The 24,097-nt window shown below is 67.6% G+C and carries 21 protein-coding genes and 2 pseudogenes; 9 read left to right on the plus strand and 14 right to left on the minus strand.

Annotated features, from left to right (window positions below):
- Window positions 1-25 precede the first annotated feature (25 nt).
- Window positions 26-1,153 carry an alanine dehydrogenase gene (gene ald / locus D3H54_RS18475; protein WP_149380283.1) on the plus strand — a complete coding sequence of 376 codons (1,128 nt, stop codon included), beginning with the start codon at window positions 26-28 and terminating at the stop codon, window positions 1,151-1,153.
- Between the two features lie 76 nt (window positions 1,154-1,229).
- Here the strand turns inward: ald and D3H54_RS18480 are convergent, their stop codons facing one another.
- The 6 genes and pseudogenes from D3H54_RS18480 to rpsO form a co-directional block, all read right to left on the minus strand.
- Entirely contained in the window at window positions 1,230-2,024 is a 795-nt protein-coding gene (locus D3H54_RS18480) for a VOC family protein (RefSeq protein WP_149380284.1), read from the minus strand.
- 60 nt (window positions 2,025-2,084) lie between these two features.
- Window positions 2,085-3,001 (minus strand): annotated as a pseudogene (bla, locus tag D3H54_RS18485) (class A beta-lactamase).
- Window positions 2,998-4,023 (minus strand): nitronate monooxygenase, encoded by a 1,026-nt coding sequence (locus D3H54_RS18490; RefSeq protein WP_149380285.1) that lies wholly within the window; start codon window positions 4,021-4,023, stop codon window positions 2,998-3,000. The pseudogene bla and the gene D3H54_RS18490 overlap by 4 nt, the downstream one beginning before the upstream one ends.
- Before the next feature lie 2 nt (window positions 4,024-4,025).
- Complete coding sequence (locus D3H54_RS18495; RefSeq protein ID WP_149380286.1) at window positions 4,026-5,372, minus strand: M16 family metallopeptidase; 1,347 nt, start codon at window positions 5,370-5,372, stop codon at window positions 4,026-4,028.
- Window positions 5,350-7,599 carry a polyribonucleotide nucleotidyltransferase gene (locus D3H54_RS18500; protein WP_149380287.1) on the minus strand — a complete coding sequence of 750 codons (2,250 nt, stop codon included), beginning with the start codon at window positions 7,597-7,599 and terminating at the stop codon, window positions 5,350-5,352. Before D3H54_RS18500 ends, D3H54_RS18495 begins: the two co-directional genes overlap by 23 nt.
- 266 nt (window positions 7,600-7,865) lie before the next feature.
- Window positions 7,866-8,135, minus strand: coding sequence for a 30S ribosomal protein S15 (gene rpsO / locus D3H54_RS18505; protein WP_115321047.1), 270 nt, complete (start codon window positions 8,133-8,135; stop codon window positions 7,866-7,868).
- Window positions 8,136-8,312: 177 nt separating this feature from the next.
- Here rpsO and D3H54_RS18510 point away from each other — a divergent pair, with 177 nt between their 5' ends.
- Complete coding sequence (locus D3H54_RS18510; RefSeq protein ID WP_286198922.1) at window positions 8,313-8,663, plus strand: ArsR/SmtB family transcription factor; 351 nt, start codon at window positions 8,313-8,315, stop codon at window positions 8,661-8,663.
- A pseudogene (locus D3H54_RS18520) lies at window positions 8,663-9,249 on the plus strand (SRPBCC family protein). Before D3H54_RS18510 ends, D3H54_RS18520 begins: the two are co-directional and overlap by 1 nt.
- 6 nt (window positions 9,250-9,255) lie before the next feature.
- On the opposite strand, the gene D3H54_RS18525 reads toward D3H54_RS18520, so the two are convergent.
- Window positions 9,256-10,233 carry a bifunctional riboflavin kinase/FAD synthetase gene (locus D3H54_RS18525; protein ID WP_210419572.1) on the minus strand — a complete coding sequence of 326 codons (978 nt, stop codon included), beginning with the start codon at window positions 10,231-10,233 and terminating at the stop codon, window positions 9,256-9,258.
- Window positions 10,234-10,313: 80 nt separating this feature from the next.
- On the opposite strand from D3H54_RS18525, the gene mntR reads away from it, so the two are divergent.
- Window positions 10,314-11,018 carry a manganese-binding transcriptional regulator MntR gene (gene mntR / locus D3H54_RS18530; RefSeq protein ID WP_149380291.1) on the plus strand — a complete coding sequence of 235 codons (705 nt, stop codon included), beginning with the start codon at window positions 10,314-10,316 and terminating at the stop codon, window positions 11,016-11,018.
- A gap of 14 nt (window positions 11,019-11,032) precedes the next feature.
- On the opposite strand, the gene truB is transcribed toward mntR, so the two are convergent.
- Genes truB through pptH form a run of 3 tightly spaced genes read right to left on the minus strand, consistent with a single transcriptional unit; the run spans window position 11,033 to window position 13,523 of the window.
- Entirely contained in the window at window positions 11,033-11,926 is an 894-nt protein-coding gene (gene truB / locus D3H54_RS18535) for a tRNA pseudouridine(55) synthase TruB (protein WP_286198923.1), read from the minus strand.
- Window positions 11,923-12,591, minus strand: coding sequence for a 4'-phosphopantetheinyl transferase PptT (pptT, locus tag D3H54_RS31515; protein WP_149380292.1), 669 nt, complete (start codon window positions 12,589-12,591; stop codon window positions 11,923-11,925). The genes truB and pptT overlap by 4 nt, the downstream gene beginning before the upstream one ends.
- The gene (pptH, locus tag D3H54_RS18545; RefSeq protein ID WP_149380293.1) at window positions 12,588-13,523 is read right to left on the minus strand and encodes an ACP phosphodiesterase PptH; all 936 of its coding nucleotides are present in this window, start codon (window positions 13,521-13,523) and stop codon (window positions 12,588-12,590) included. The genes pptT and pptH overlap by 4 nt, the downstream gene beginning before the upstream one ends.
- A 181-nt stretch (window positions 13,524-13,704) precedes the next feature.
- Between pptH and D3H54_RS18550 the strand changes: the two genes are divergently transcribed.
- Entirely contained in the window at window positions 13,705-15,348 is a 1,644-nt protein-coding gene (locus D3H54_RS18550) for a CocE/NonD family hydrolase (protein ID WP_353620029.1), read from the plus strand.
- On the opposite strand, the gene D3H54_RS18555 is transcribed toward D3H54_RS18550, so the two are convergent.
- Complete coding sequence (locus D3H54_RS18555) at window positions 15,259-15,804, minus strand: DUF1802 family protein (RefSeq protein ID WP_149380295.1); 546 nt, start codon at window positions 15,802-15,804, stop codon at window positions 15,259-15,261. The genes D3H54_RS18550 and D3H54_RS18555 overlap by 90 nt on opposite strands.
- Window positions 15,801-16,064, minus strand: a complete 264-nt coding sequence (locus tag D3H54_RS18560; RefSeq protein WP_149383617.1) for a DUF2277 domain-containing protein — start codon at window positions 16,062-16,064, stop codon at window positions 15,801-15,803. The genes D3H54_RS18555 and D3H54_RS18560 overlap by 4 nt, the downstream gene beginning before the upstream one ends.
- A 143-nt stretch (window positions 16,065-16,207) precedes the next feature.
- Between D3H54_RS18560 and D3H54_RS18565 the strand changes: the two genes are divergently transcribed.
- The 3 genes from D3H54_RS18565 (at window position 16,208) to D3H54_RS18575 (ending at window position 18,999) form a co-directional block, all read left to right on the plus strand.
- Window positions 16,208-16,759 carry a TetR/AcrR family transcriptional regulator gene (locus D3H54_RS18565; protein WP_149380296.1) on the plus strand — a complete coding sequence of 184 codons (552 nt, stop codon included), beginning with the start codon at window positions 16,208-16,210 and terminating at the stop codon, window positions 16,757-16,759.
- Between the two features lie 134 nt (window positions 16,760-16,893).
- Window positions 16,894-18,219, plus strand: coding sequence for a hypothetical protein (locus D3H54_RS18570; protein ID WP_149380297.1), 1,326 nt, complete (start codon window positions 16,894-16,896; stop codon window positions 18,217-18,219).
- Window positions 18,220-18,240: 21 nt separating this feature from the next.
- On the plus strand, window positions 18,241-18,999 hold the full coding sequence (locus D3H54_RS18575) for an enoyl-CoA hydratase (protein WP_149380298.1): 759 nt from the start codon (window positions 18,241-18,243) through the stop codon (window positions 18,997-18,999).
- A 6-nt stretch (window positions 19,000-19,005) separates the two neighbouring features.
- Here the strand turns inward: D3H54_RS18575 and D3H54_RS18580 are convergent, their stop codons facing one another.
- Window positions 19,006-21,675 carry a Calx-beta domain-containing protein gene (locus D3H54_RS18580; protein WP_286198924.1) on the minus strand — a complete coding sequence of 890 codons (2,670 nt, stop codon included), beginning with the start codon at window positions 21,673-21,675 and terminating at the stop codon, window positions 19,006-19,008.
- Between the two features lie 447 nt (window positions 21,676-22,122).
- On the opposite strand from D3H54_RS18580, the gene D3H54_RS18585 reads away from it, so the two are divergent.
- Window positions 22,123-22,683 (plus strand): class I SAM-dependent methyltransferase, encoded by a 561-nt coding sequence (locus tag D3H54_RS18585; protein ID WP_149380300.1) that lies wholly within the window; start codon window positions 22,123-22,125, stop codon window positions 22,681-22,683.
- On the opposite strand, the gene D3H54_RS18590 is transcribed toward D3H54_RS18585, so the two are convergent.
- Window positions 22,680-23,981 (minus strand): MATE family efflux transporter, encoded by a 1,302-nt coding sequence (locus tag D3H54_RS18590; RefSeq protein ID WP_210419748.1) that lies wholly within the window; start codon window positions 23,979-23,981, stop codon window positions 22,680-22,682. The genes D3H54_RS18585 and D3H54_RS18590 overlap by 4 nt on opposite strands.
- Window positions 23,982-24,097: the final 116 nt, after the last annotated feature.

A 24,097-nucleotide genomic window follows, 5' to 3' on the forward strand; every position in this document is an offset into this window, starting at 1 on the left:
GCCAATTTCCAATCGAGGAGCGATCATGCGCGTCGGCATTCCGACCGAGATCAAGAACAACGAGTACCGCGTCGCCATCACCCCGGCCGGCGTGTCCGAACTGGTCCGCCGCGGCCACGAGGTCATCGTCCAGGCCGGCGCCGGTGAGGGTTCCGCCATCCACGACGACGACTTCAAGGCCGCCGGTGCACAGATCATCAACAGTGCCGACCAGGTGTGGGCCGAGGCCGACCTGCTGCTGAAGGTCAAGGAGCCCATCGAGGCCGAGTACTCGCGGATGCGCAAAGACCAGACCCTGTTCACCTATCTGCACCTGGCCGCCTCGCGTCCGTGCACCGACGCCCTGCTGGCCTCCGGCACCACGTCGATCGCCTACGAGACGGTGCAGACCACTGGTTCAGACGGATCGGTGGCGCTTCCTCTCTTGGCCCCGATGAGCGAGGTCGCAGGCCGGCTGGCCGCACAGGTCGGCGCCTATCACCTGATGCGCACCCAGGGCGGTCGCGGCGTACTGATGGGCGGCGTGCCCGGTGTGGCTCCGGCCAAGGTCGTGGTGATCGGCGGCGGAATGGCCGGCGACAACGCCGCCGCCGTTGCCTGGGGTATGGGCGCGCACGTCACCGTGTTCGACCTCAACATCAACATCCTGCGCAAGATCGACGCCGAGTACGGCGGTGCCATCGAAACCCGCTACTCCTCGCGGCTCGACCTCGAAGATGCCGTGAAGCAGGCCGATCTGGTCATCGGCGCCGTGCTGGTCCCGGGCGCCAAGGCTCCGAAGCTCGTCACGAATGCGACTGTGGCACAGATGAAGCCCGGCGCGGTCCTGGTGGACATCGCCATCGATCAGGGTGGCTGCTTCGAGGATTCCAAGCCCACCACGCACGACGACCCGACCTTCCGGGTGCACGACGCGGTGTTCTACTGCGTGGCCAACATGCCCGGTGCGGTCCCGCGGACCTCGACCTACGCACTGACCAACGCGACCATGCCGTACGTCATCAAGCTCGCCGACAAGGGCTGGCAGGATGCCTGCGGGTCCGATCCGGCGCTGGCCAAGGGCTTGTCCACCCATCACGGGCAGCTGCTCAACCACGAGGTCGCCAACGACCTCAATCTGCCGTACACCGATCCGGCCGGCCTGATGGCCTGAAAACCTCAGTGAGCCAACAGCTCACTACTGCACAGCGAACCGGGACTGCTCACCGCAGCGTCCCGGTTCGTTGGTCTCACATCCCGGCCGGCGGATGGCCGAGGCAGATCAGCGCACCCAAGGGATCTTTGATCGCCGCCAAGGTTCCGTACGGCGTCTCTTCGACGGGCATCAGCAGCTGGGCGCCGAGTCCCTCGGCCTGCTTCACCGTGGCGGACACATCGTCGACGGTGATGTACACCTGCCAGAAGGACGGCACCTCAGCGGGCATGAGCTTGGCGGCGTCCATGATCCCCGAATATGCGCTCTCCCCGGCGAACACCTGGCCGTAGTGTTCGGGGCCGACGGCATCCGGGGCGCCGCCGGTGCCGATCTCCTCGATCCGCGCCCCGAGCGCCTGGCGGTAGAACGCCAGTGATGCGTCGTAGTCCTTGCTTTGACATTCGAACCAGTACGGCGTGCCGTGCTCACCCCACTCGGTGAACCCGGGATGCGTCCCGGGCTGCCAGAACCCGATGACCGCCCCGGCGGGGTCGGTGACCACCATCATCGAGCCCAGATCGCCGACGGCCATCGGGGGCACCATCACTGTCGCGCCCGCGGCCTCCGCCGCCGCAACGGTGGCGTTGCCGTCACTGGTGTGCAGGTACACCGACCAGATGCTCGCCGGGCCCTCACCCATCGGCGGGATCAGCCCGGCGACCCGCTTACCGTTGCGGGTGAAATTCTGGTAGCCCCCGAACTCCGGGTTCGCCGGTCCCTCGAGCTCCCAGCCGAAGATCGCCTGATAGAACTCCGCCGCCCGCGCGGGATCGCTGCTCATCAGGTCGAACCAGATGGGTGCCCCGACCGGGGCGGCGTACTCACTCACGATGGATCCTTTCGGCTGATGTCGTCGGTCCTCAGTACTGACACCCAGCGGGACCGAAACTCATCGCGGGCGGGTCACCTCCGGCAACACCAGGGTCGTCACCTCGGCGATGAGCTGGCGCAGCGGCTCGGCATGCGCATCGTCGGATCGTGTACGGGTCATGATCGCCAGAAGAACGCGTTCGCCGCCCGGCCCGAACGCGATCCCGACGTCATTGGTGCTGGCATAGTCGCCTGATCCGGTCTTGTCGGCGGTTGTCCAGCCCGCCGGCAACCCGCCCCGCATGCTCGAGGTGGTGTTGGCACGCATCCAGTCCTCGAGCTGCTTGCGGTGCGACCCGTCGAGGACGTCCCCGGTCAACACCCGCGCGAACCCGCCGCCGAGCGCGCGCGCGGCGTGCTGGTGTCGCGCGGATCGCCGGGAAGAGCCGAATTCAGCTCTGTCTCCCAGCGGTCCAACCGGCTGCGATCATCCCCGATGGACCGGGCGAACGCGGTGATCGCCGGCGGGCCGCCGATGGTGCGCAGCAACATGTTGGCGGCGGTGTTGTCGCTGACTTGCAGCGCCGCCGCGCACAGATCCGAAATAGCCATGGGCTGACCAGCATTGGGCTCGGTGCGCGGGGAATTGGGTTTCAGTTCCGCGGGGTCGACCAGCATCGTGTCCGTCAGCCGCAACTCGCCCGCCTGCGCCTTCTGCAGCACCCGCGCCGAGAGGTAGGCCTTGAACGTCGAGCACATCGCGAACGGGTCGCCATCTCGATGCGCCAGCTCCACCGCAGAATCCAGGTTCTGGGCATAGAGCCCCACAAATGCGTTGTGCCGCTTCTCCAGATCGCCGATGCGCTGCTCGACGGGCGGCAGTGGCTCGGCCGGATCGCTGAGTGTCGGACGGGCGGGTGAGGGTTTCGTGCCACAGGCTGCGAGGACTGTCAGCGCGGTGCCGGTGACCAGAAGACGGCGGCGAGACAGGCTCATCGAGCATCCCCAGCCAATGCCGCCACGATGTCGGCTGCACTGCCCCCGCTGATCTCCCGCCACGCGGTGCCCGCCCACAGGTTGGTGCCATGGGGATCGCCTGCGGCGACGGCGCCGCGGCGCAGCGGACCGGTCATCTGGTTGACTTCCGGATAGCCCAGCGGCGCCACATCGTCATAGCGCGCGGTGAAGTCATTCGCCAGGCCGCGCGCATACCGGCCCGAAAAAGCCCGTGTCACCACGGTTTCGGTGAAGTTCTCATCGGTCAGTGCCTCGCGGTGGGCGGAGTTGGTCCCGGCCTCGTCGGCCAGCAAGAACGCCGTACCAGCCTGCGCCGCGACCGCTCCCCCGTCCAGCACCCGCCGGACATCCGCCGCACTGGACAGACCACCCGCCGCGATCACCGGCAGGGCGTAGGCCGCGACGATCGCGGACAGCAGCGAATCCAGCGGCTCATCGCCGGGCCGGACGACCGGATCGAACGTCCCGCGATGCCCACCCGCTTCGGGGCCCTGCACCACCAGAGCGTCGGCGCCCGCGCCCACCGCCACCCCCGCTTCGTCCAGGCTGGTGACCGTCACCGCGACCAGCACGCCCCGATCACGCAGACGGGCAATGATTTCCGGTGCCGGGCAACCGAACGTGAACGAGGCCACCTCCGGTGCGGTATCGGCGACCACATCCAGCTTGGCTTGCCAGGCGTCGTCGTCGGGATGGGGCCGCGGGATCTCGGCACCGTAGTGTTCGGCAAGTGGGGCGAGCAGGTCGCGGTAGCGTGCCAGCTCATCGACGTTTGCCGCCGACGGCTGCGGCACAAAGAGATTCACCCCGATCGGTGCCGACGTCAACGCGCGAGCACCGGCGATCACCTCGGCGAACTTGTCCGCTGTCAGATAGCCGGCTGCCACGAATCCCAGGCCACCGGCGTTGGACACCGCGGCCGCCAGGGCGGGCGTGCTCGGACCGCCTGCCATTGGTGCACCCAGAATCGGTACTGCCAAGTCCTGCAGGCTGAGAGGCACGGCTAGCTCCTGATCGTCCGAAGTGGCTGCGGCAGAGATCGTTTGGACTTGTGCGGCCCCAGGACGGCCGCACCGAAAGGCTTGGTGAGCACCTGGCGGGCAACCGCGTTGACCTGATCCAGGGTGACTTCGTCGATGCGCTCCAGAGTGCTCGCGACGCTGCGGTATTCACCATAGTTCAGCTCGCTGCGACCGAGACGGTGCATCCGCGACGCCGAATCCTCCAGGCCGAGCACCATGCCGCCGCGGATCGAGCCCTTGGCGATGCGGCACTCGGTCTCGGTGATGCCATCACGCGCGACACCCTCGAGGACTTCGGTGGTCAACCGCACCACCTCGTCGAAGCGCTCGGGAAGGCATGCCGCATACACCGACAATGCCCCGGCATCCGAGAAGCTGTCAACCGAGGAGTACACCGAATACGCCAGCCCGCGGTTCTCCCGAATCTGTTGGAAGAGCCGGGAACTCAGTCCGCCGCCGAGGGCGGTGTTGAGCACGGACAGGGCCCAGCGGTTCGGCCAGTGCCGCCCCGGTACCCGAACACCCAGCGACAGATGGGTCTGCTCGGCGTCACGAGTGATCAGCTCCAGTCGGGGTGCGCCGGGAGCCCGGCCGGTGCCCTTGCGTGGAGCCCGCGGTGTGCGGCCCTTGATCAGGTGTGACCCGAAGTGCTTGCGCACCAACCGGACTACCTCGTCGTGATCGATATTGCCCGCGACCGCCACGACCATTCGCTCTGGGGTGTAGCGGCGCACATGGAATGAATGCAGCTGCGATCGGGTCATCCCCGACACCGAATCGACACTGCCGATCACCGGCCGTCCGACTGGATGGTCCCCGAACATCGCCGACAGGAACACGTCGCCCAGGGCGTCTTCGGGATCGTCGTCGCGCATCGCGATCTCTTCGAGCACGACGTCACGTTCCAGTTCGACGTCGTGGGGCGCGCACACACCGTTGAGCACCACGTCGGCCACCAGATCGACCGCCAACTCCAGATCGTCGTCCAGAACGTGGGCGTAGTAGCAGGTGTGTTCCTTGGCGGTGAACGCGTTGAGCTCACCGCCGACGGCGTCGACGGACTGCGCGATCTCGACGGCAGTGCGACTCGGCGTCGCCTTGAACAGCAGATGCTCCAGGAAATGCGCGGCACCGGCAACGGTCGGACCCTCATCGCGGGAACCGACGTTCACCCAGACGCCCACCGAGGCCGATCGCACCGATGGCACATATTCGGTGACGACCCGCAGTCCGCCGGGAAGTACCGTACGCCGCACCGCAACCGGCGCCTCAGCGAGGCGCCGGCCGCGGCGAAGTGCGGGGCTCTTAGCTGCTGGCGGTCGCGGCATCGGCATCAACGGGTGCCGGTGCAGCGTCCTCGGGAGCGTCTGCCCCGTCTTCGGACACCAGGATCAGCGAGATCTTGCCGCGGTTGTCGATGTCGGCGATCTCCACGCGGAGCTTGTCACCGAGCTTGACGACATCCTCGACCTTGGCGATCCGCTTGCCCTTGCCCAGCTTCGAGATGTGCACCAGGCCGTCGCGACCGGGCAGCAGCGAGACGAAGGCGCCGAAATCGGTGGTCTTGACCACGGTTCCGAGGAACCGCTCGCCGACCTTGGGCAGCTGCGGGTTCGCGATCGCGTTGATCATGTCGATCGCCGCCTGCGCCGACGGGCCGTCGGTGGCGCCGACGAACACGGTGCCGTCGTCCTCGATGGAGATCGACGCGCCGGTCTGCTCGGTGATCGAGTTGATCATCTTGCCCTTGGGCCCGATGACCTCGCCGATCTTGTCCACCGGCACCTTGATGGCGGTGACACGAGGCGCGTACGGGCTCATCTCGTCGGGCTCGTCGATGGCCTCGGCCATCACCTCGAGGATGGTCAGGCGAGCGTCCTTGGCCTGAGCGAGAGCACCGGCCAGCACCTGCGACGGAATGCCGTCCAGCTTGGTGTCCAGCTGCAGGGCGGTGACGAAGTCCTTGGTGCCTGCGCACTTGAAGTCCATGTCGCCGAAGGCATCCTCGGCACCGAGGATGTCGGTCAGCGTGACGAAGCGACGTTCACCATCGACGTCGTCGGACACCAGACCCATCGCGATACCGGCGACGGGAGCCTTGAGCGGCACACCGGCGTTCAGCAGCGACAGCGTCGAGGCGCACACCGAGCCCATCGACGTGGAACCGTTGGAGCCCAACGCTTCCGACACCTGGCGAATCGCGTACGGGAACTCTTCGACACTCGGCAGCACCGGCATCAGGGCACGCTCTGCGAGCGCGCCGTGGCCGATTTCCCGACGCTTCGGGGAGCCGACGCGGCCGGTCTCACCGGTCGAATACGGCGGGAAGTTGTAGTGGTGCATGTAGCGCTTGGAGGTTTCCGGCCCGAGCGAGTCGATCTGCTGAGCCATCTTGACCATGTCGAGCGTGGTGACACCCATGATCTGGGTCTCGCCGCGCTCGAACAGCGCGCTGCCGTGCGCCCGCGGGATGATCGCGACCTCGGCGGACAGCGCGCGAATGTCGGTGACACCGCGGCCGTCGATGCGGAAGTGATCGGTCAGAATGCGCTGGCGGACAAGCTTTTTGGTCAGCGAGCGGTAGGCTGCACCGATTTCCTTCTCGCGCCCGGCGAACGTCTCGCTGAGCTCTCCGAGGACCTCGTTCTTGATCTCGTCGGTGCGCTCGTCGCGCTCCTGCTTGCCGGCGATGGTGAGCGCCTGCGACAGCGAGTCGCCGGCCACGTGCGCAACGGCCGCGTACACGTCGTCCTGGTAGTCCGGGAACAGCGGGTAGTCGGCAACCGGCTTGGCGGCCTTGTCGGCCAGCGCCTGCTGCGCATCGCACAGCGCGGCGATGAACGGCTTGGCGGCTTCGAGACCTTCGGCCACCACAGCCTCGGTCGGTGCGCCCGCGCCACCGGCGATGAGCTCGATGACATTGTCGGTGGCCTCGGCCTCGACCATCATGATCGCGACGTCATCGCCCGCCTTGCGGCCCGCAACGACCATGTCGAACACCGCTCCCTCGAGCTGCTCGACGGTCGGGAACGCCACCCACTGGCCGTTGATGAGGGCGACGCGCACGCCGCCGACCGGACCGGAGAACGGCAGGCCGGAAATCTGGGTGGACGCCGATGCGGCGTTGATCGCCAGCACGTCGTAGAGATCCTTGGGATCCAGGCTCAGGATCGTGACCACGACCTGGATCTCGTTGCGCAGGCCCGAGACGAACGTCGGGCGCAGCGGGCGGTCGATGAGCCGACAGGTCAGGATCGCGTCGGTGGAGGGACGGCCTTCGCGGCGGAAGAACGAGCCGGGGATGCGCCCTGCGGCGTACATCCGCTCCTCGACGTCGATCGTCAGCGGGAAGAAGTCGAAATGATCTTTGGGGGTCTTGCTGGCGGTGGTCGCGCTCAGCAGCATGGTCTCGTCGTCGAGGTACGCGACGACGGAGCCCGCGGCCTGCTGCGCCAGCCGACCGGTCTCGAAACGTACGGTGCGGGTGCCAAAGCTCCCGTTGTCGATGACGGCGGTCGCTTCGAATACGCCTTCGTCGATTTCAGCTACAGACATGGATGCCCGTTCAGCCTTTCTGAATTCACTGTTCAGCTGTTTCGCGTCATCACAGGTGAGTCCAGTCGGCTACGGCCGTCGATCGAAGCGGCCGGGCGCTCCCCAATCGTTTGGGGCCCGGCAGCCACTACCGAAGACCGCCCGATCAGGGAAGCTTCGCGTGTGACACGCAGGAACGGGACACGCGGATATGCATGCACCGCACCCGTTGTTCGAGCCGAAACCCGGCTCGCAACGCCCCTATGTTACACGGCGGGTCGTGCGCCTCAGCGGCGCAGACCGAGCCGCTCGATCAGTGAGCGGTAGCGTGCGACGTCCAGGTCGGCGACGTACTTGAGCAGCCGGCGACGGCGGCCGACCAGCAACAGCAGACCGCGCCGCGAGTGGTGGTCGTGCTTGTGCTGCTTGAGGTGCTCGGTGAGATCGGCGATGCGCTTGGTCAGCAGCGCCACCTGGGCTTCCGGCGAACCGGTGTCCGTCTCGTGCAGACCGTACTGGCCCAGGATTTCTTTCTTCTGCTCAACGGTGAGAGCCACGAAAACATCTCCATCAGATCGGTGCCGCGAGAGTAATCGAATGCCATGACATACGTGGCCGCCGCGGACTGCAGCGCACGCTGATCGCCGACTTTAGCAGCGCACACACCGCGAACCGAAATCGCAGCGGGCCGCCCCCTTGACAACATACAACCATTTGGTTGTATGTTGTCGTGTGTGAGCGTAGCTGCCGAAGATCGTGCGGACGCCCTGTTCCACGCTCTCGCCGACCGGACCCGCCGCGACATCATGCGCCGGGCATTGGCCGGCGAGCATTCGGTTTCCGCGCTCGCGCTGAAGTACGACATGAGCTTTGCCGCCGTGCAAAAACACGTCGCCGTTCTGGAGAAGGCCGGCCTGCTCACCAAGCGACGCCACGGTCGCGAGCAGTTGGCCAGCGGAGACGTGACCGCCGTGCGGTCCGTCGCGGCGATGCTCACCGAACTGGAAGAGGTCTGGCGCGGCCGCATCGGCCGCATCGACGACCTCATCGCATCCGAGAAATCCGAGAAGAGGGAGAACGACTAATGCCTGTCACCGACGTGAAGCACGATCCAGAGAACCTGACGCTGACCATCACCGCTGACTTCGCGGCGCCGGTACAGCGGGTCTGGCAGATCTACGCCGACCCTCGACAGTTGGAGAAGGTGTGGGGCCGCGACGTCGACCACACTCACGCCCGGACGGCGCGACACACTCTACGCCCCGACGTGGAGAACGCGTACGCGACCGGCGCAGCGACACTACGCCGTGGGGGCCGCCCTCGCATCCGGCGACGTTCGTCGACCACAGCCTCACCCCGGGCAGCCGGGTCACCTACTACATGACCGGCCCGGACGGCGAGAAATACGCCGGGTACTGGGACATCACCACCGTCGACGAGCCGACGAGCTTCACGTTCCGGGACGGGTTCGCCGACGCGGACTTGAACCCGAACCCCGATATGCCGGTCTCGGAGAACACCTACACCTTCACCGAACACAACGGCGGCACCCGCGCGGTCTACGTCAGCACGTTCGCCTCCGCCGAAGGTCTTCAGCAGGTGCTCGACATGGGTGTGGTCGAGGGCGCCACGTCGGCGATCAACCAGATCGACGAGCTGCTCGCGTCCTGAGGGCCGTCAGTCCTGGGCGGAGAGGATCGCGCGAGCCTTCTCGGTGTCCTTGCCCATCGCCTGGATCAGATCGTCCACCGAATCGAACTTGAGCTGGCCACGCAGCCGGGCGACAAAGTCGACCGCGACATGCTGGCCGTACAGGTCGGCAGCGGTGTCCAGGACAAACGCCTCCACGGTCCGGGTCCGCCCGGAGAACGTCGGGTTGGTACCCACCGAGACCGCGGCCTGATACCGCTCCCCGGGCGTCACCGAACCCGTCACTGGGCCGTGGCCCAGCACGGTGAACCACGCGGCGTACACCCCGTCGGCCGGAATCGCGGAGTACATCGGCGGTGCGACGTTGGCGGTCGGGAAACCCAGCACCCGGCCGCGGCCGTCGCCGCGCACCACCACGCCTTCGACGCGATGCGGGCGGCCCAGCGCCTCGGCGGCGGTCACCACGTCACCGGCGTCGACGCAGGAGCGGATGTAGGTCGACGAGAACGTGACGGTTTCGCTCTGGTGGTGCTCGGCGACCAGCGACAGGCTCTCGACGGCGAAGCCGAACCGTTCACCGGCCCTGCGCAAGGTGCCGACGTTGCCGGCCGCCTTCTTGCCGAAGGTGAAGTTCTCGCCAACGATCACCTCGACGACGTGCAGCCGCTCCACCAGCAGTTCATGGATATAGCGCTCCGGGGTGAGCTTCATGAAATCGGTGGTGAACGGCACCACCAGGAACACGTCGATGCCCAATTCCTCGGCCAGTTCGGCGCGCCGGGTCAATGTGGTCAGCTGAGCCGGGTGGCTTCCCGGGAACACCACTTCCATGGGGTGCGGGTCGAACGTCATCAGCACCGTCGGGACCCCGCGCGACCGGCCGGCTTTGACCGCACGCCCGATCAGCTCCGCGTGCCCGCGGTGCACCCCGTCGAAGACGCCGATGGTCACCACGCATCGGCCCCAGTCCGAGGGGATCTCGTCCTGTCCGCGCCACCGTTCCACGACGGCAAGCCTACGGCGCGCCGGGCCGCCCGGACACGCCAGATCCCCAGATCAGGTGATGATTGCCTAAACTTTTGGATGTGAGTCCTGACGAGCGCCCCAACCTCGGGGTACACGACCTGACCACGGTCGCCCAGGACTACCTCAAGACGATCTGGTCGGCCCAGGAGTGGTCGCTCGACAAGGTCAGCACCAAGCTGCTCGCCGAGCGCATCGGGGTGTCGGCCAGCACCGCCTCGGAATCCATCCGCCGGCTCGCCGACCAGGGCCTGGTGGACCACGAGAAGTACGGCGCGGTCACCCTCACCGAACGCGGACGGCTCGCGGCGCTGGCGGTGGTCCGGCGGCACCGGCTGTTGGAGACGTTCCTGATGCGCGAGCTCGGCTACAGCTGGGACGAGGTGCACGACGAGGCGGAGATTCTCGAGCACGCCATCAGCGACATGATGCTCGACCGGATCGACGCCAAGCTGGGCCATCCGGTTCGCGATCCGCACGGCGACCCCATCCCGACCGCCGACGGGCTTGTCCCCACACCGCCCGCCCGGCAGCTGTCGGCATGTGTCGACGGCGAACTCGGCACCGTGGCACGGATTTCCGATGCCGACCCCGAGATGCTGCGTTATTTCGACACCGTCGGCATCAGCCTGGACTCGCGGCTTCGGGTGCTCGCGCGGCGCGACTTCGCCGGCGTCATCTCGGTGTCGGTGGAGGCACCCGACGGCGCGGCAAGCACCGTTGAGCTAGGCAGCCCTGCCGCCCAGGCGATTTGGGTCACCGGCTAGGCCCCAGCCGGCGACTACAGCGTGGCAGGCCGAATCACCACGACTGATCTGGTGCGACCGCCCTTGTCTTCCAGCAGTGCGATCACCCGGCGATCAGGATCGGTTGCGGCATAGACCCCGTCGATTCCCGCCGCGCTCAGCGACCGGCCGTGGCTGGCGTCCTCGGCTTCGGTAGCGGTGATGTCGCGGCACGGGAACGCCAACAGGCAGGCGTCGTCGAGGGAGTAGCTCAGTTGCGGATGTTCGGCGAGTTCGTCCAGCGACCTGGCGTGATCAAGGCCGTAGCCACCAACACGGGTGCGGCGCAACGCCGTCAGATGTCCGCCGACACCGAGTGCATCACCCAGGTCGCGGGCCAGTGCCCGGATGTAGGTACCCGACGAGCAGTCCACCGCGACGTCGAGGTCCACAAACTCACCGTCGCGCCGGATGTCACACACGTCGAACCGGTCGATCCGCACGGTGCGCTCGGCCAACTCCACCTGCTGGCCTTCGCGCACCAGCTGATAGGCACGCTTGCCGCCGATCTTGACGGCACTGACCGCGGACGGCCGCTGCGAGATCTCGCCGCGCAGGTCCGCGATACCGGCGTGGATCTGCCCGTCGGTGATGTCAGCCGCGGAAACATCCTGCAGGACTTCGCCTTCGGCGTCATCGGTGGTGGTGGACCGGCCCAGCCGGACCGTCGCGGTGTACGACTTCGACGTGGCGGTCACCAGTCCCAGGATCTTGGTTGCCCGTTCGATCCCGATGACCAGCACACCGGTCGCCATCGGGTCCAGGGTGCCGGCATGGCCGACCTTCCGGGTCCCGAAGATCCGCCGGCAGCGGCCCACCACATCGTGACTGGTCATACCACCGGGCTTGTCGACGACGACGATCCCGGGCTCCGGTCCGCCGGACGTCACAACACGATCGCCGTCAGTACCAGGCCACCGCCCACCGACCACCGGCCGGCCAGTTCGTGTAGCGGCGGGCCGGAGCGCGCGGCCGGGTCGATCAGGATTCGCGACACGAACGTTCCCGTGACCCCGGAGGAGTCGACATCGAACGTGATGTGAGCATCCTCGAATCCCAGCCAACGCTCGGTCAACGGGAACCACACCTTGTAGGTTGCTTCCTTGGCGCAGAACAAGATTCGATCCCAGTGCAGTCCGCCAGGGAGGGCGCCCATCTCATACCGCTCGGCGGGCAGGCTGACCGCGTTCAGAACCCCGTCGGGCAGCACGCCGTGCGGCTCGGCGTCGATGCCGACCGAACGGACCGCCGTCGTGCGTCCGACCACCGCGCCGCGGTAACCCTGGGTATGCGTCAGGCTACCTACTACGCCGTCGGGCCAGCACGGCTCACCCTTCTCCCCTTTGAGGATCGGCGCCGGCGGGAAACCGAGTTGCCCCAACGCCACCCGCGCACAATGGCGGACGGTGATGAATTCGTTGCGCCGCTTGGCCACCGACTTCGCGATCAGCGGCTCTTCCTCGGGCAGCGGAGCCAAATCCGGCGGATCGTCGTAGGTCTCGGCGAACACCAGACCGTCGAGTTCGGGCAGCACCGCCCGCATGAGCTCGCTCATTCGCGCCGACTGCGCAGACGCTCGCGCAGCTTCGTCGACTGCTCCTTCATCTCCTCGGTGATGACGAAGTGGCCGCCGAAATCGTTGAGATAGCCCGGCGCGTACTGAGGGTCGGGCAGGATCTGGCGCAACCAGCGATAAGGCTTGCGGCGCCGCCACTCTCGGGGATAGCCGACGGACACCTCCTCGAAGCGCACATCGTCGTACCAGGTGGTCCGCGGGATGTGCAGGTGACCGTAGACCGAGCAGACCGCGTTGTAGCGGGTGTGCCAGTCAGCGGTCTCGGTGGTCCCGCACCACAGCGAGAACTCCGGAAAGAACAACACGTCGCAGGGCTCACGCCGTAACGGGAAGTGGTTCACCAACACCGTGGGCGTCATCCAGTCGAGTTCGTCGAGCCGAGCCTTGGTGTGGCGCAGCCGATCCCGGCACCACGCGTCGCGGGTGGCGTAGGGCTCGCTGGACAGCAGAAATTCGTCGGTGGCCACCACATTGCGTTCCCGGGCGATCGCCAGGCCCTCGGCCTTGGTCGTCGCGCCCGGGGGCAGAAACGTGTAGTCGTAGAGCAGGAACATCGGCACGATCGTCGCCGGGCCGCCCTGCTCGGTCCACACCGGAAACGGATGTTCCGGGGTCACGATGCCCATCTCGTCGCACATGTTGACCAGATAGTCGTAACGGGCCCGGCCGAACACCTGAACCGGGTCCTTGCCGGTGGTCCACAGCTCGTGGTTGCCCGGCACCCAGATCACCTTGGCGAAGCGCCGGCGCAGCAGATCCAGCGACCAGCGGATGTCGTCGGTGCGCTCGGCGACGTCACCGGCGACGATCAGCCAGTCATCGGGGGTCGAGGGATACAGCGATTCGGTGACCGGCTTGTTGCCGGTGTGACCCGTATGCAGGTCGCTGATCGCCCAGAGCGTGGGTGCCACAACATGCCAGCCTACGTGCGCACGTCACGCCGCCCCAGTTCTGGGTGATGAACCCCACCGGTGAACACGCCGGTTCGCGCTACATATTCTGAGAGGCGTGCACAGCAGTCGGGTTCGAAAGATCGTCGACCGATCGCTTTCCCGCGCTCTTCGCATATCGCCGCCGACCACGGACTATGCCGTGCATCGCGGCGTCGGGGTGCCGATGCGCGACGGCGCGATCTTGCGGGCCACCCACTATGCGCCCGAGGGCACACCGCTGGGCACCATCCTGGTCCGCTGCCCCTACGGCCGGTCCTTCCCGTTCTCCCTGGTCTACGCCCAGCTCTACGCCGCCCGCGGCTACCACGTCCTGCTGCAGAGTGTGCGCGGCACATTCGGCTCCGGCGGCGACTTCGTGCCGATGGTCCACGAAGCCGACGACGCCGCCGACACCGTGGTCTGGCTGCGCCGCCAGCCGTGGTTCACCGGCACCTTCGCCACCATCGGGCTGTCCTACCTGGGCTTCACCCAATGGGCGCTGCTGTCCGACCCGCCGCCGGAGCTCGTCGCCGCGGTGATCACCGTCGGGCCGCACGACTTTCATGCCTCGTCGTGGGGCACGGGCTCGTTCTCGCTGAACGACTTCCTGGGCTGGTCGGACCTGGTCGGTCACCAGGAGCAGGCCAACCTACGCCGCCTGGCCTTCCAGATCCGTGCGGCCCGCCGGCTCGAACACGCCACCGAGGGGCTGCCGCTGGGCGCCGCCGGCCGCGATCTGCTGGGCGCCGCGTCCCCGTGGTACGAGTCCTGGATCGACCACCCCGAGGCCGACGACCCGTTCTGGGACTCCATGCGGATGACCGCCGCGCTCGACCGCTGCGACGTGCCGGTGCTGTTGCTCAGCGGCTGGCAGGACCTGTTCCTGGAGCAGACCCTCACGCAGTATCGCCACCTGCGCGGCCGCGGCGTCGACGTCGCGATGACGGTCGGTCCGTGGACCCACACCGACATGATCAGGAAGGCGGGCGGCACCGCCGCCACCGAGACGCTGGAGTGGCTCGGTACGCATCTCGCGGGTACTCCCACCACCGGCCGCCGCAGCCCGGTGCGGGTGCACGTCGCCCATCACGGCTGGATCGACCTGCCGGACTGGCCACCACCCACCGGCCCCGGTGTCATGTATCTGCAGCCGGGCGGGCGGCTCGCCGCCACCCCGCCGCCGGCCGACGCCGCACCCTCGACGTTCCGCTACGACCCTGCAGACCCGACCCCGACCATCGGCGGGCGGCTGCTGTCTCAGCTGAGCGGCTACCGCGATGACGCGCAGCTCGCCGAGCGGGCCGACGTGCTGAGCTTCACCAGCGGCCCGCTGGACGCCGACCTGTATGTGTTCGGCGAGCCGGTGATCGAACTGGCTCACCACGCCGACATCGCCCACGCCGACGTGTTCGTGCGCATCAGCGAGGTCGATGCCCGCGGGCGCTCCCGAAATGTCAGCGACGGCTATCGACGGCTCGATGCCGCGGCACCGGGGCCGATTCGCATCGAACTCGACGCCGTCGCACATCGCTTCGCCGCTGGGACACGGATCCGGGTGCTCGTCGCCGGCGGCTCACACCCCCGGTACGCCCGCAATCTCGGGACCGGCGAACCGGTGCTCACCGGAGCCCGGATGGTCCCGTCGCTGCACACCGTGCACCACGGGGCCGGTGGGGTCTCCACGCTGCTCCTGCCCGCCTCGGCGGAGCTGCCGTCAGGTGACGGCAGCGCGGACCCGGGCGGCGATCGCGGCCAGGGCCGCGGCGTCGTGCACCGGGGCACCGACCGCGGCGGTCGCGGGTAGCTGCACCCAGCTGGTGCAGCCGCGGTAGTGCGGCTCCCGCGCCAACCGGATCGGCTGGGCGAGCGGAAAAGCTTGCACCACCAGCACGGTCAACTGGTGACGGGGCCGGAAGTCCAGCCGGTCGGCCTGCACCGATTCGGCGGTCCAGATGTGCAGGTCCTCGATGTCGGACAGCCCCTGCGGATCGGAAACCGCCACGGCCGCAACCACTTTGGCGGCAGCCCTGATGACGACGTGGCCATCGGTGCTGTCCGGCTCCGCGCCGGCGAGCAGGTCCCGATGTTGCGGGCGCACCCGCTCGGCATGGCTGTGCGCAACGGTGGGGAACAACAAGAACTCCTCGGCCGCCACGGCGAACCGCTTCTCGTGGATGCCACCCTTGCGTAGCAGCACGGTCTGCCGACCGTCCAGCAGCGCGTGCACGGCCGCGCTCCACTCCTTGAGCGCGGTGGTCATTTCGCCAGACGAGCGATGACCTCGGGGCGGCGCAGCGGCGGAATGGTTTTCGGTGGCTGACGCCGGGCGGGCAACTCGTCGAGCAGCCGGGTCGTGGTGGCCGCGACCTCGGCGACCGCGATCTCGAACGCTTCGGCCACAGCATCGGAAGGCCGGGTGATCCCACTGACCTTGCGCACATACTGTCGGGCCGCCGCGGTGATCTCTTCGTCGGTGGCCGCCGGCTCCAGGCCACGCAACTCGGTGATGTTTCGGCACATGACCCCCAGCATGCCCGCCTTCACGCCGGACTTCACGGCCGAAGTGCTGATCGGATTGATATCCGGCACCCATCTGGCTCACACGTTCACGACCTAGCCTGGCCGCCAAGAGCGTCGAATTTGTGTGACGAGAAGGGTGCACCATGACCGCGGGAGTGGCGTCACCCCGGCCTCGAGTGATCAAACGGGCAGTCGGCCGGCCGCCCGGCTCGAACACCGATGCGCGGCGCGAGATGATCATCACCGCCGCGATCCGCGTCTTCGCCTATCGCGGGTACGACGCCGCCACCGTCCAAGAGGTCGCCGATCTCGTCGGCATCACCCGACCGGCGATCCACCACCATTTTCCGGGCAAGGCACCGCTCTACCGGGCGGCGCTGGACCGGGCGTACGACATTGCCATGACCCCGGCCGGGATAGGAGCGCAGCCGTTCGCCGGCCCCGAACACGGCGGTTTGCGCATGGCCTGCGCACTTTTGGGCACCTCGCTGGCCCACTCGCATCGGATAGCTGACGTCGCACCCCGAATCACCGGTGTCTCGGCCCACCTGCGCCGAATGTGTGCCCAGACAGTCGGCGCGCACGATGATGCAGATCAGGTGGATGCCCTGGTCACCACGATCGTCGGCCGGTGGGTTCTGACCGCGTGCGACCTCACCTGGATCGATCTGGAGATGGACCTGGACGTGCTGTGAGCAAACTCCCGGCCACTGGCTCGGCACGGCTGCAGCCCAAGGATGCTGCGCGGGAGTAGATTTGCGCCTGGTCTGCGCTGAGCGCGTCACGCAAGCCGCAGTCCATGCGACGAAGGGTTGGAGGTCCGTTGCGAATGCGACGATGGGGCCGAACCTTTTCAGCAGTCGCCCTGCTCGCCGGAGCCGCTGTCATTCCGGGGTGCGGTGGTCCCGGCAATCTCACCGAGATCGCCAACAACCTCCAATCCGAGCTGATGTCGATGCCGGGAGTGACCGACGCGTGGGTGTATCACGACCAGAGCTACGCCGACGGCATCGTCTTCACCGTCGCGGTCGACGTCCCCGACGCGACACGGCCGCAGCTCGTCGCCGTCGCGAGCCGCATCGCCGAGACCCGGATCAGCCTGGTCTCGAACTACATCGAGGACGTCGAGTTCTGGGTGACACCGGACAAACCTGTGACCGTCAGACGGCAGTCACACGTCGACCCCGCGCAGATCGCCGACGACGCAGACCGACTGCGGGTGATCGCCGCGCACACCGACGGCCGGATCGACTGGTTCCGGGACGACGCCGACGCCAACCAGTTGACGGTCACCGACAGCCACACCCCGGGATCCGACCTCCTCGACACCGTGCGCGGAACCGCCGGTGACACCGGCCTGACGATGACGGTATCGCCGTCGTCGCCCTCGCCCCGAACACCGCGGATGCGGGTGTCGTTCCCACTGAGCGCCGAGGACCAAAACTCGGTCGAGCAATTCCTCGACACCGTCCCCGTCGATGTCTTCGGGGTGCGGATCGACCACGGCGGCGTGAGCGTGCTGCAGGCCATGGTGCCCGCCGACCCGGCCGTCGCCGAGCAGAAACTGTCCACGGTCATCCAGGAGAGCAGGGCTGCCGCGGCGGGCCCGATGTGGTTGGCGTGGTACATCCCCAGTGCGGTCGGCGGCGTTCCCATGTTCGGTGGTGTCGTCGACGTTCACGACTGTTCCGTTGCGGCAGCGGCGATCCATCAGGCGTCCCTGCGCTCGGAACCTCAGGAGACTCACTCGCTGCAGGACCGTCTGCAATCCATGATCGACACCTGCGCGGCGCCGGAGCAGGTCAGCGCCGACGTGGCTGCACCACCGATCCAGCAGCCTGGTTATCCTTCTCCCCCAACACCATTGGTTCAACGCCAGGTGCCAGATCGGGTGCGGATCCCCGAATCTGTCGCCGTCGCCGTTGCCGACCGCGCGGCGCCGAGCGGCACCACAGCCGGCCGCTCATCGCCCGCGGGAGCCGTGCGTCCGCCGCTGCCTCCGCGAACCGGCTCGACGGTCCCGCGCCCGGCGTCGGCCGTCAATCCGGGCGTGCCCCAGCCCGATACCGGTCCGGCCATCACCGCCGGCGGTCCACCGCGTCCCGCGACGGCACCTCACCGCTTGACGAGCCGGAGCGCACGCCCGGGCCGTTAGGGGTGCCGATACGGTGTCCCTATGACCGGCGACGACATCCTGCTCATTGACACCACCGACCGCGTCCGCACGGTGACGCTGAATCGGCCCAACTCGCGTAACGCGCTGTCGAGCGCACTGCGCAGCCGTTTCTTCAGCGCGCTGCGTCAGGCGGAAGCCGACGAGGGCGTCGACGTCATCATCGTCACCGGCGCCGACCCGGTGTTCTGCGCGGGCCTGGACCTCAAGGAGCTCGGGGACACCACCGAACTGCCCGACATCTCCCCCAAGTGGCCGCCCATGACCAAGCCCGTCATCGGCGCCATCAACGGCGCTGCCGTGACCGGCGGACTCGAACTCGCTCTGTACTGCGACATCCTGATCGCCTCCGAGAACGCCCGCTTCGCCGACACCCACGCCCGGGTAGGGCTGCTGCCGACGTGGGGCCTGAGCGTGCGGCTGCCGCAGAAGGTCGGCGTCGGGATCGCCCGGCGGATGAGCCTCACCGGGGACTACCTGTCCGCCGACGACGCGTTGCGGGCCGGGTTGGTCACCCAGGTCGTCCCCCACGACGAGCTGCTGCCCACGGCGCGGGCGGTGGCCGCCTCGATCGTCGGCAACAACCAGAAGGCCGTCCGCGCGCTGCTGACGTCATATCACCGCATCGACGAGGACCAGACCGGCTCGGGACTGTGGATCGAAGCGATGTCGGCCAGGAAGTGGATGGCGGCGACGTCCGGTGACGACATCGCCGCCAGCCGCGCGTCGGTGATCGAACGCGGTCGCAGCCAGGTGAAATAGCTTCTGCTACACCGCTTTCGCGGCGGCGATGAGACTCTGCCACTTGGCCAGCGTGCCGGCGTCCTTGGCGATGATGTTGCCGGCCTGCAGCTGACTCAACCTCACCCCCGACAGGGTGTAACTGCTGTTGTTGCCGACGATGGTGATCACCGTCGATCCGGTCTTGTCGGAGACGTCGAACTGGTTCGCCTGCATCCAGACGAAGTCCAACGTGTCCTTGGCCGGGTCGAAGGCCAGCAACTGATTGGCGCCCCACGCCCAGGTGACGGTGGTGGTCGTGCCGCCGGTCACCGGGGTGCCGCCGCCACCGCCGCCGGTACCGCCGGTGCCGCCGGTACTGCTGTAGTCGACGACGTTGATCGTGCCGTAATCGTTGAACACCTTGCTGAATGCGCCCTGCGGATCACTCAATCCAGAAGCCCCGGTGCTCGCCTGCCCCAAGGTTCCCGGGGTGTCGCGGAGCACCTGCCACATCGACAGCATGCCGATGCCGTTGGCGCGGGCGAAGTCCTCCAGCGCCTGCGCGTCGGCCACGGTGAACACCTCGGTGAGAACGTCGTTGACGCCGAGCATCGGAGTCACACCGATCTGGCTGTAGCCGAAGCTCTGCCCGTACTTGCCGTACAGCGACTTCAGCTGCGTGTACGTCGACTGGGCTGATTGAATCGCATACGCGCCCATGGTTTTAGCGCCCGCACCGGTTGTCGGGGCTGCGGACTCGCCATAGTCCATCGCCATCACGTTCACGCCGTCGAGTTTGACCCCGGCCTTGACTGCGGAGTCCACGACGTTGAGCCCGTCGGCGGTCAGCCCGGTCGGCAAGACCGGCAGCGTGTACCAGATGTGCAGCTCCGGCTTCTGCTTCTGCAGCAGCGCGAGGGCTTGGCTGTTGAGCGCGACCGACGCCGGGTCGGCGACGGCGGCACCCTCGATGTCGAAGTCGATATGGGTGATGCCGTAGGTGTCGATCACCGCGGCGTAGGCGTTGGCCAACTCCTGGGCGCTGCGACCCTTGGCCGCATACGCCTGAGCCAGGCTGGTGCCCGACGCGCCGCCGAACGAGATCATCACGTCGCCGCCGGCCGCCTTGAACGTGGCGATCGACGTGTTGATGGCAACCGCCTGTTCGTTGGTCGAACTCGGTTCCAGCGCAGCCAATCCCGCCCAGGCGAGGTTGCCGTTCTGGTCGGCCTGCATGAAGCCGAGCGTCACCAGCGAGGTGCCGTAGGTCTTCGACAGCGCGAGCAGATTCGGCACCGGGTAGGCGCCCATGTCGATGTACGGCGCGAAGAAGCTCTTGCCCCACTGCGCGGTTCCGCCCGGTGTCGTCGCGGTGTCGTCGTTGGTGATCGTGCCGACCGCCGAGCCGTCGCCGATGGTGGCGCCGGACGCGTTGGACAGCGTGACCGTGAACGTTTCGGTCGGCTCCACCGTCGTGTCCCCGAGCACGCCGACGTTGACGACCTGGGACACGACGCCGGGCGCGAACGTGATGATGCCCGAGCCGGCCGTGTAGTCCTGGCCGGCGGTGGCTGTGCCGTTGACCGTCGTGTAGTTCAGGGTGACCGTGGTGGTCGACGCTTTGGACAGCGTCACCGTGAACCCCATCGAGGTGCTGCCGCTGTTGCCCTCGGCCGCGGTGGCGTCCGCGATCGAGATGCTCGGCAGCACCGGTGCGGCGTCGTCAGTGGTGATGGTGCCCGTCGCGGTGGCTCGTCCGATGGTGGCACCCGACGGGTTCGACAGCGTGACCGTGAACGTTTCGGTCGGCTCGACCGTCGTGTCGCCGAGCACGTTGATGTTCACCACCTGGGACACCTGCCCCGCGGCGAACGTCACGGTGCCGGAGCCGGCCGCGTAATCCTGGCCGGCGGTGGCCGAGCCGTTGGCCGTCGTGTAGTTCACCGTCACCGGTTTGGTGCTGGCCTTCGACAGGGTGATCGTGAACGCGGCCTTCGTCGTGCCGCTGTTGCCCTCGGTCACCGTCGTGTCGGCGACCGACACACTGGGAAGCGCGGTCTGCGCACCGCTGATCAGCGACTGCCACTTGGCCACAGTGCCCGCGTCCTTGGCCACGATGTTGGTCATCGACAGCTGCCCCAGGCTGACGCCTTGCAGTGTGTAGGAGTGGTTGTTGTCGACGACCCCGATCACCACGGATCCGGACTTCTCGACGACGGTGAACTGGCTCGGCTGCATCCAGCCGAAATCGAGTTTGTCGGTGGCCGTGTTGAACGCCAGCACCGGATTCGAGCCCCACGCCCAGGTGACCGTGGTCGTGGTGCCGGTGGTGGCGGCCGACAGGCTGCGGGTGGCCGGGGCGGCAGTCCACGCCGTCACCTGGTTGACCACGGACTCGAGGTCGCGCCTGATCAGTGCCAGCGCACCGGTCAGTAGCTGGATCGGGGCCGGCGGCAGGCCGGTGCCCGGTCGCAGACCCAACAGCGACAGGAATCCCGACACGATGTTCGGTGGGCGAATCGCGGTGGCCGCGGCGTGCCGCGCCGGCGCAACCAGGGCCGCCGGCACCGGCGCTGCCGACGGCACGGGGGTGGTAGCTGGCAAATCAGGGTCGATTGCAGACGACGTGGCAGCGGGAGTGGTCTGCGCGCCGAGATCCACCGGATCAGCGGCCTGCGCTTTCACCGCGGGCGCGGCGTCCGCGGGGCTGGTCACTGACGCGTCCGACCGAGCCGCAGCACTGGGCCGCGTTGCCGGCGTCCGGCCGTTCGACTTTTTCTGCGGGTCGGCGGCATCGCGGGGCTGCTGCGCCGCTCGCCGGGACGAGCCGACAGCGCGTGGCCCTGAACGGTCCGAATCAGCGCAATCCGACGGATCGGTCGACTTGGAGGATGCCGATGAATGCGCGGTCGAGCCCGAGTCCGGACCTTCAGCTACCGCGACTCCGGGGTTGCTGGCAACCGCCACACCCAAGCCCATGGCGAACGCTGCGGAACCGATACGAAATCCAAAGTTGGTCGAACTCATGGGGCCCCCGTCACGAATCGATGTACCAGCAACGTCATTAATAGCTCACCAGCGACGTGCGGGGAAGTAACTCAGCAAAAATCGATACATAGGCATACAACATATTTGACGGCCTATTCATTTATCGTTGGGCGCATGAACGAGGCGCACGAGGTCTGCGGAAGTGACGAATGGCGCCAGATCATGCGGGAGCAGATCTTGCCGTGGGTCCTCGGTGATGCCGACCTCGGCGATGACGTCCTGGAAGTCGGGCCTGGCTTCGGCGCCGCCACCGACGTGCTGAGCCGGACCGCGCCACAGGTGACATGCGTCGAGATCGACGAACGGCTCGCGACGATGCTCACCGAGCGGTTCGCCGGGATGCCGTCGGTCCAGATCGTGCGCGGCGACGCGACCGCGCTGGACTTCCCCGACGGACGGTTCTCGGGTGCGGCGTGTTTCACGATGCTCCACCACGTTCCGACCGCCGAGCTGCAGGACCGGCTGTTCGCCGAGGTGGCGCGGGTACTGCGGCCGGGCGCCGCACTGGTGGCCAGCGACGGCATCGGCGACGACGACATGGCCGCCGCACACGTAGGCGACACCTACAACCCGATCGATCCGGCCGGCCTTGCGGACCGATTGACCGCAGCGGGATTCGAGCGAATCGACGTGCGCACCAACGACTTCGGCTGGGCGGCAATCGCCCGAAGCTAGTTGGTGCCGGACACCAGCCAGCGCCCGGAGAACGCCCGCCACCCGACGAACACCAGTCGCAGCACCATGAACGCGCTCAGGCCCGACCAGATGCCGAGCAGCCCCCAGCCGAACGCCAGCGACAGCCAGATCAGCGGCAGGAAACCGACCAGCGCGCTGACCAATGTCGCGGTACGCATGAACGCGGCGTCGCCGGCACCCAACAGCACCCCGTCGAGAGCGAACACGAGTCCGGCGATGGGCAATTGGGCCACCATGAACCACCACGGCACCCCGATCTCCGCCAGCACCGACCGGTCGTCGGTGAACAGCGACGGCAGCACCGACGCGCCGGCGGCGAACACGAAAGCCAGCATCGCGGCGGCGACCGCGGAGAACACCGTCACCCGCCACGCGACCGACTTCGCGTGCTCCGTCCGGCCCGCGCCGAGCGCGGCGCCGACCAGCGACTGCGCGGCGATCGCGAGTGAATCCAGCACCAGCGCAAGGAAATTCCACAGCTGCAGCACGACCTGATGCGCGGCGACCGCCGCGGCACCGAACCGGGCGGCCACGGCGGCGGCCGACACGAAACAGGCCTGGAAAGCCAGGGTCCGCAGCACCAGATCGCGACCCATCACCACCTGCGCGCGCAGCACCGACGTGTCCAGGCGCAGCGGAACCTTCTCGGCAAGCAGCGCCCAGCAGAAGAGAATCGCGGCCAGCCACTGCCCCACCAGATTGGCGATCGCCGAACCGGCCAGTTCCAGCCGCGGCAGGCCCAACCAGCCGTAGACGAGCAGCGGGCACAGCACCGCCGAGACACCGAAACCCACCAGCACGTAGCGCAGCGGGCGCATGGTGTCCTGCACACCGCGCATCCAGCCGTTGCCCGCCGCGGAGATGAGGATGGCCGGCACACCGAAGATCGCGATACGCACCCAGGGCAATGCGGCACCGGCGATGTCGCCGCCCCCGGACGTCGTGCCCGCGATCGCCGACACAATCGGAACCGCGGCCACCTGCACGGCAGCCACGATCGCGACGCCCATCCCGAGCGCCAGCCAGGTGGCCTGTACCCCTTCGCCGACGGCCGCGACCCGGTCACCCGCGCCGTAGAAGCGCGCGGAGCGAGCCGTCGTACCGTACGACAGGAAGGTGAGCTGGGCGCTGACGACCGACAGGATCAGGCCGCCGATCGCCAGGCCGGCCAGGCTCAGCGCACCGAGCCGACCGACAATCGCGATGTCGAACAGCAGATAGATCGGTTCGGCGGCAAGGACACCCAACGCGGGAAGCGCCAGCGCCGCGATCCGCAGGCTGGTTACCGGGCCTGCGTCGTCGTCGGCGTCGTATGCCGAGTCAGTCAAGCCAGACCACCGTCTTCGTCGTAGTGAGATCGAGTTTCACCTTGTGCACTCGAAGTACGAGTAGA

The organism is Mycobacterium sp. ELW1, assembly GCF_008329905.1.
Taxonomy (GTDB): domain Bacteria; phylum Actinomycetota; class Actinomycetes; order Mycobacteriales; family Mycobacteriaceae; genus Mycobacterium.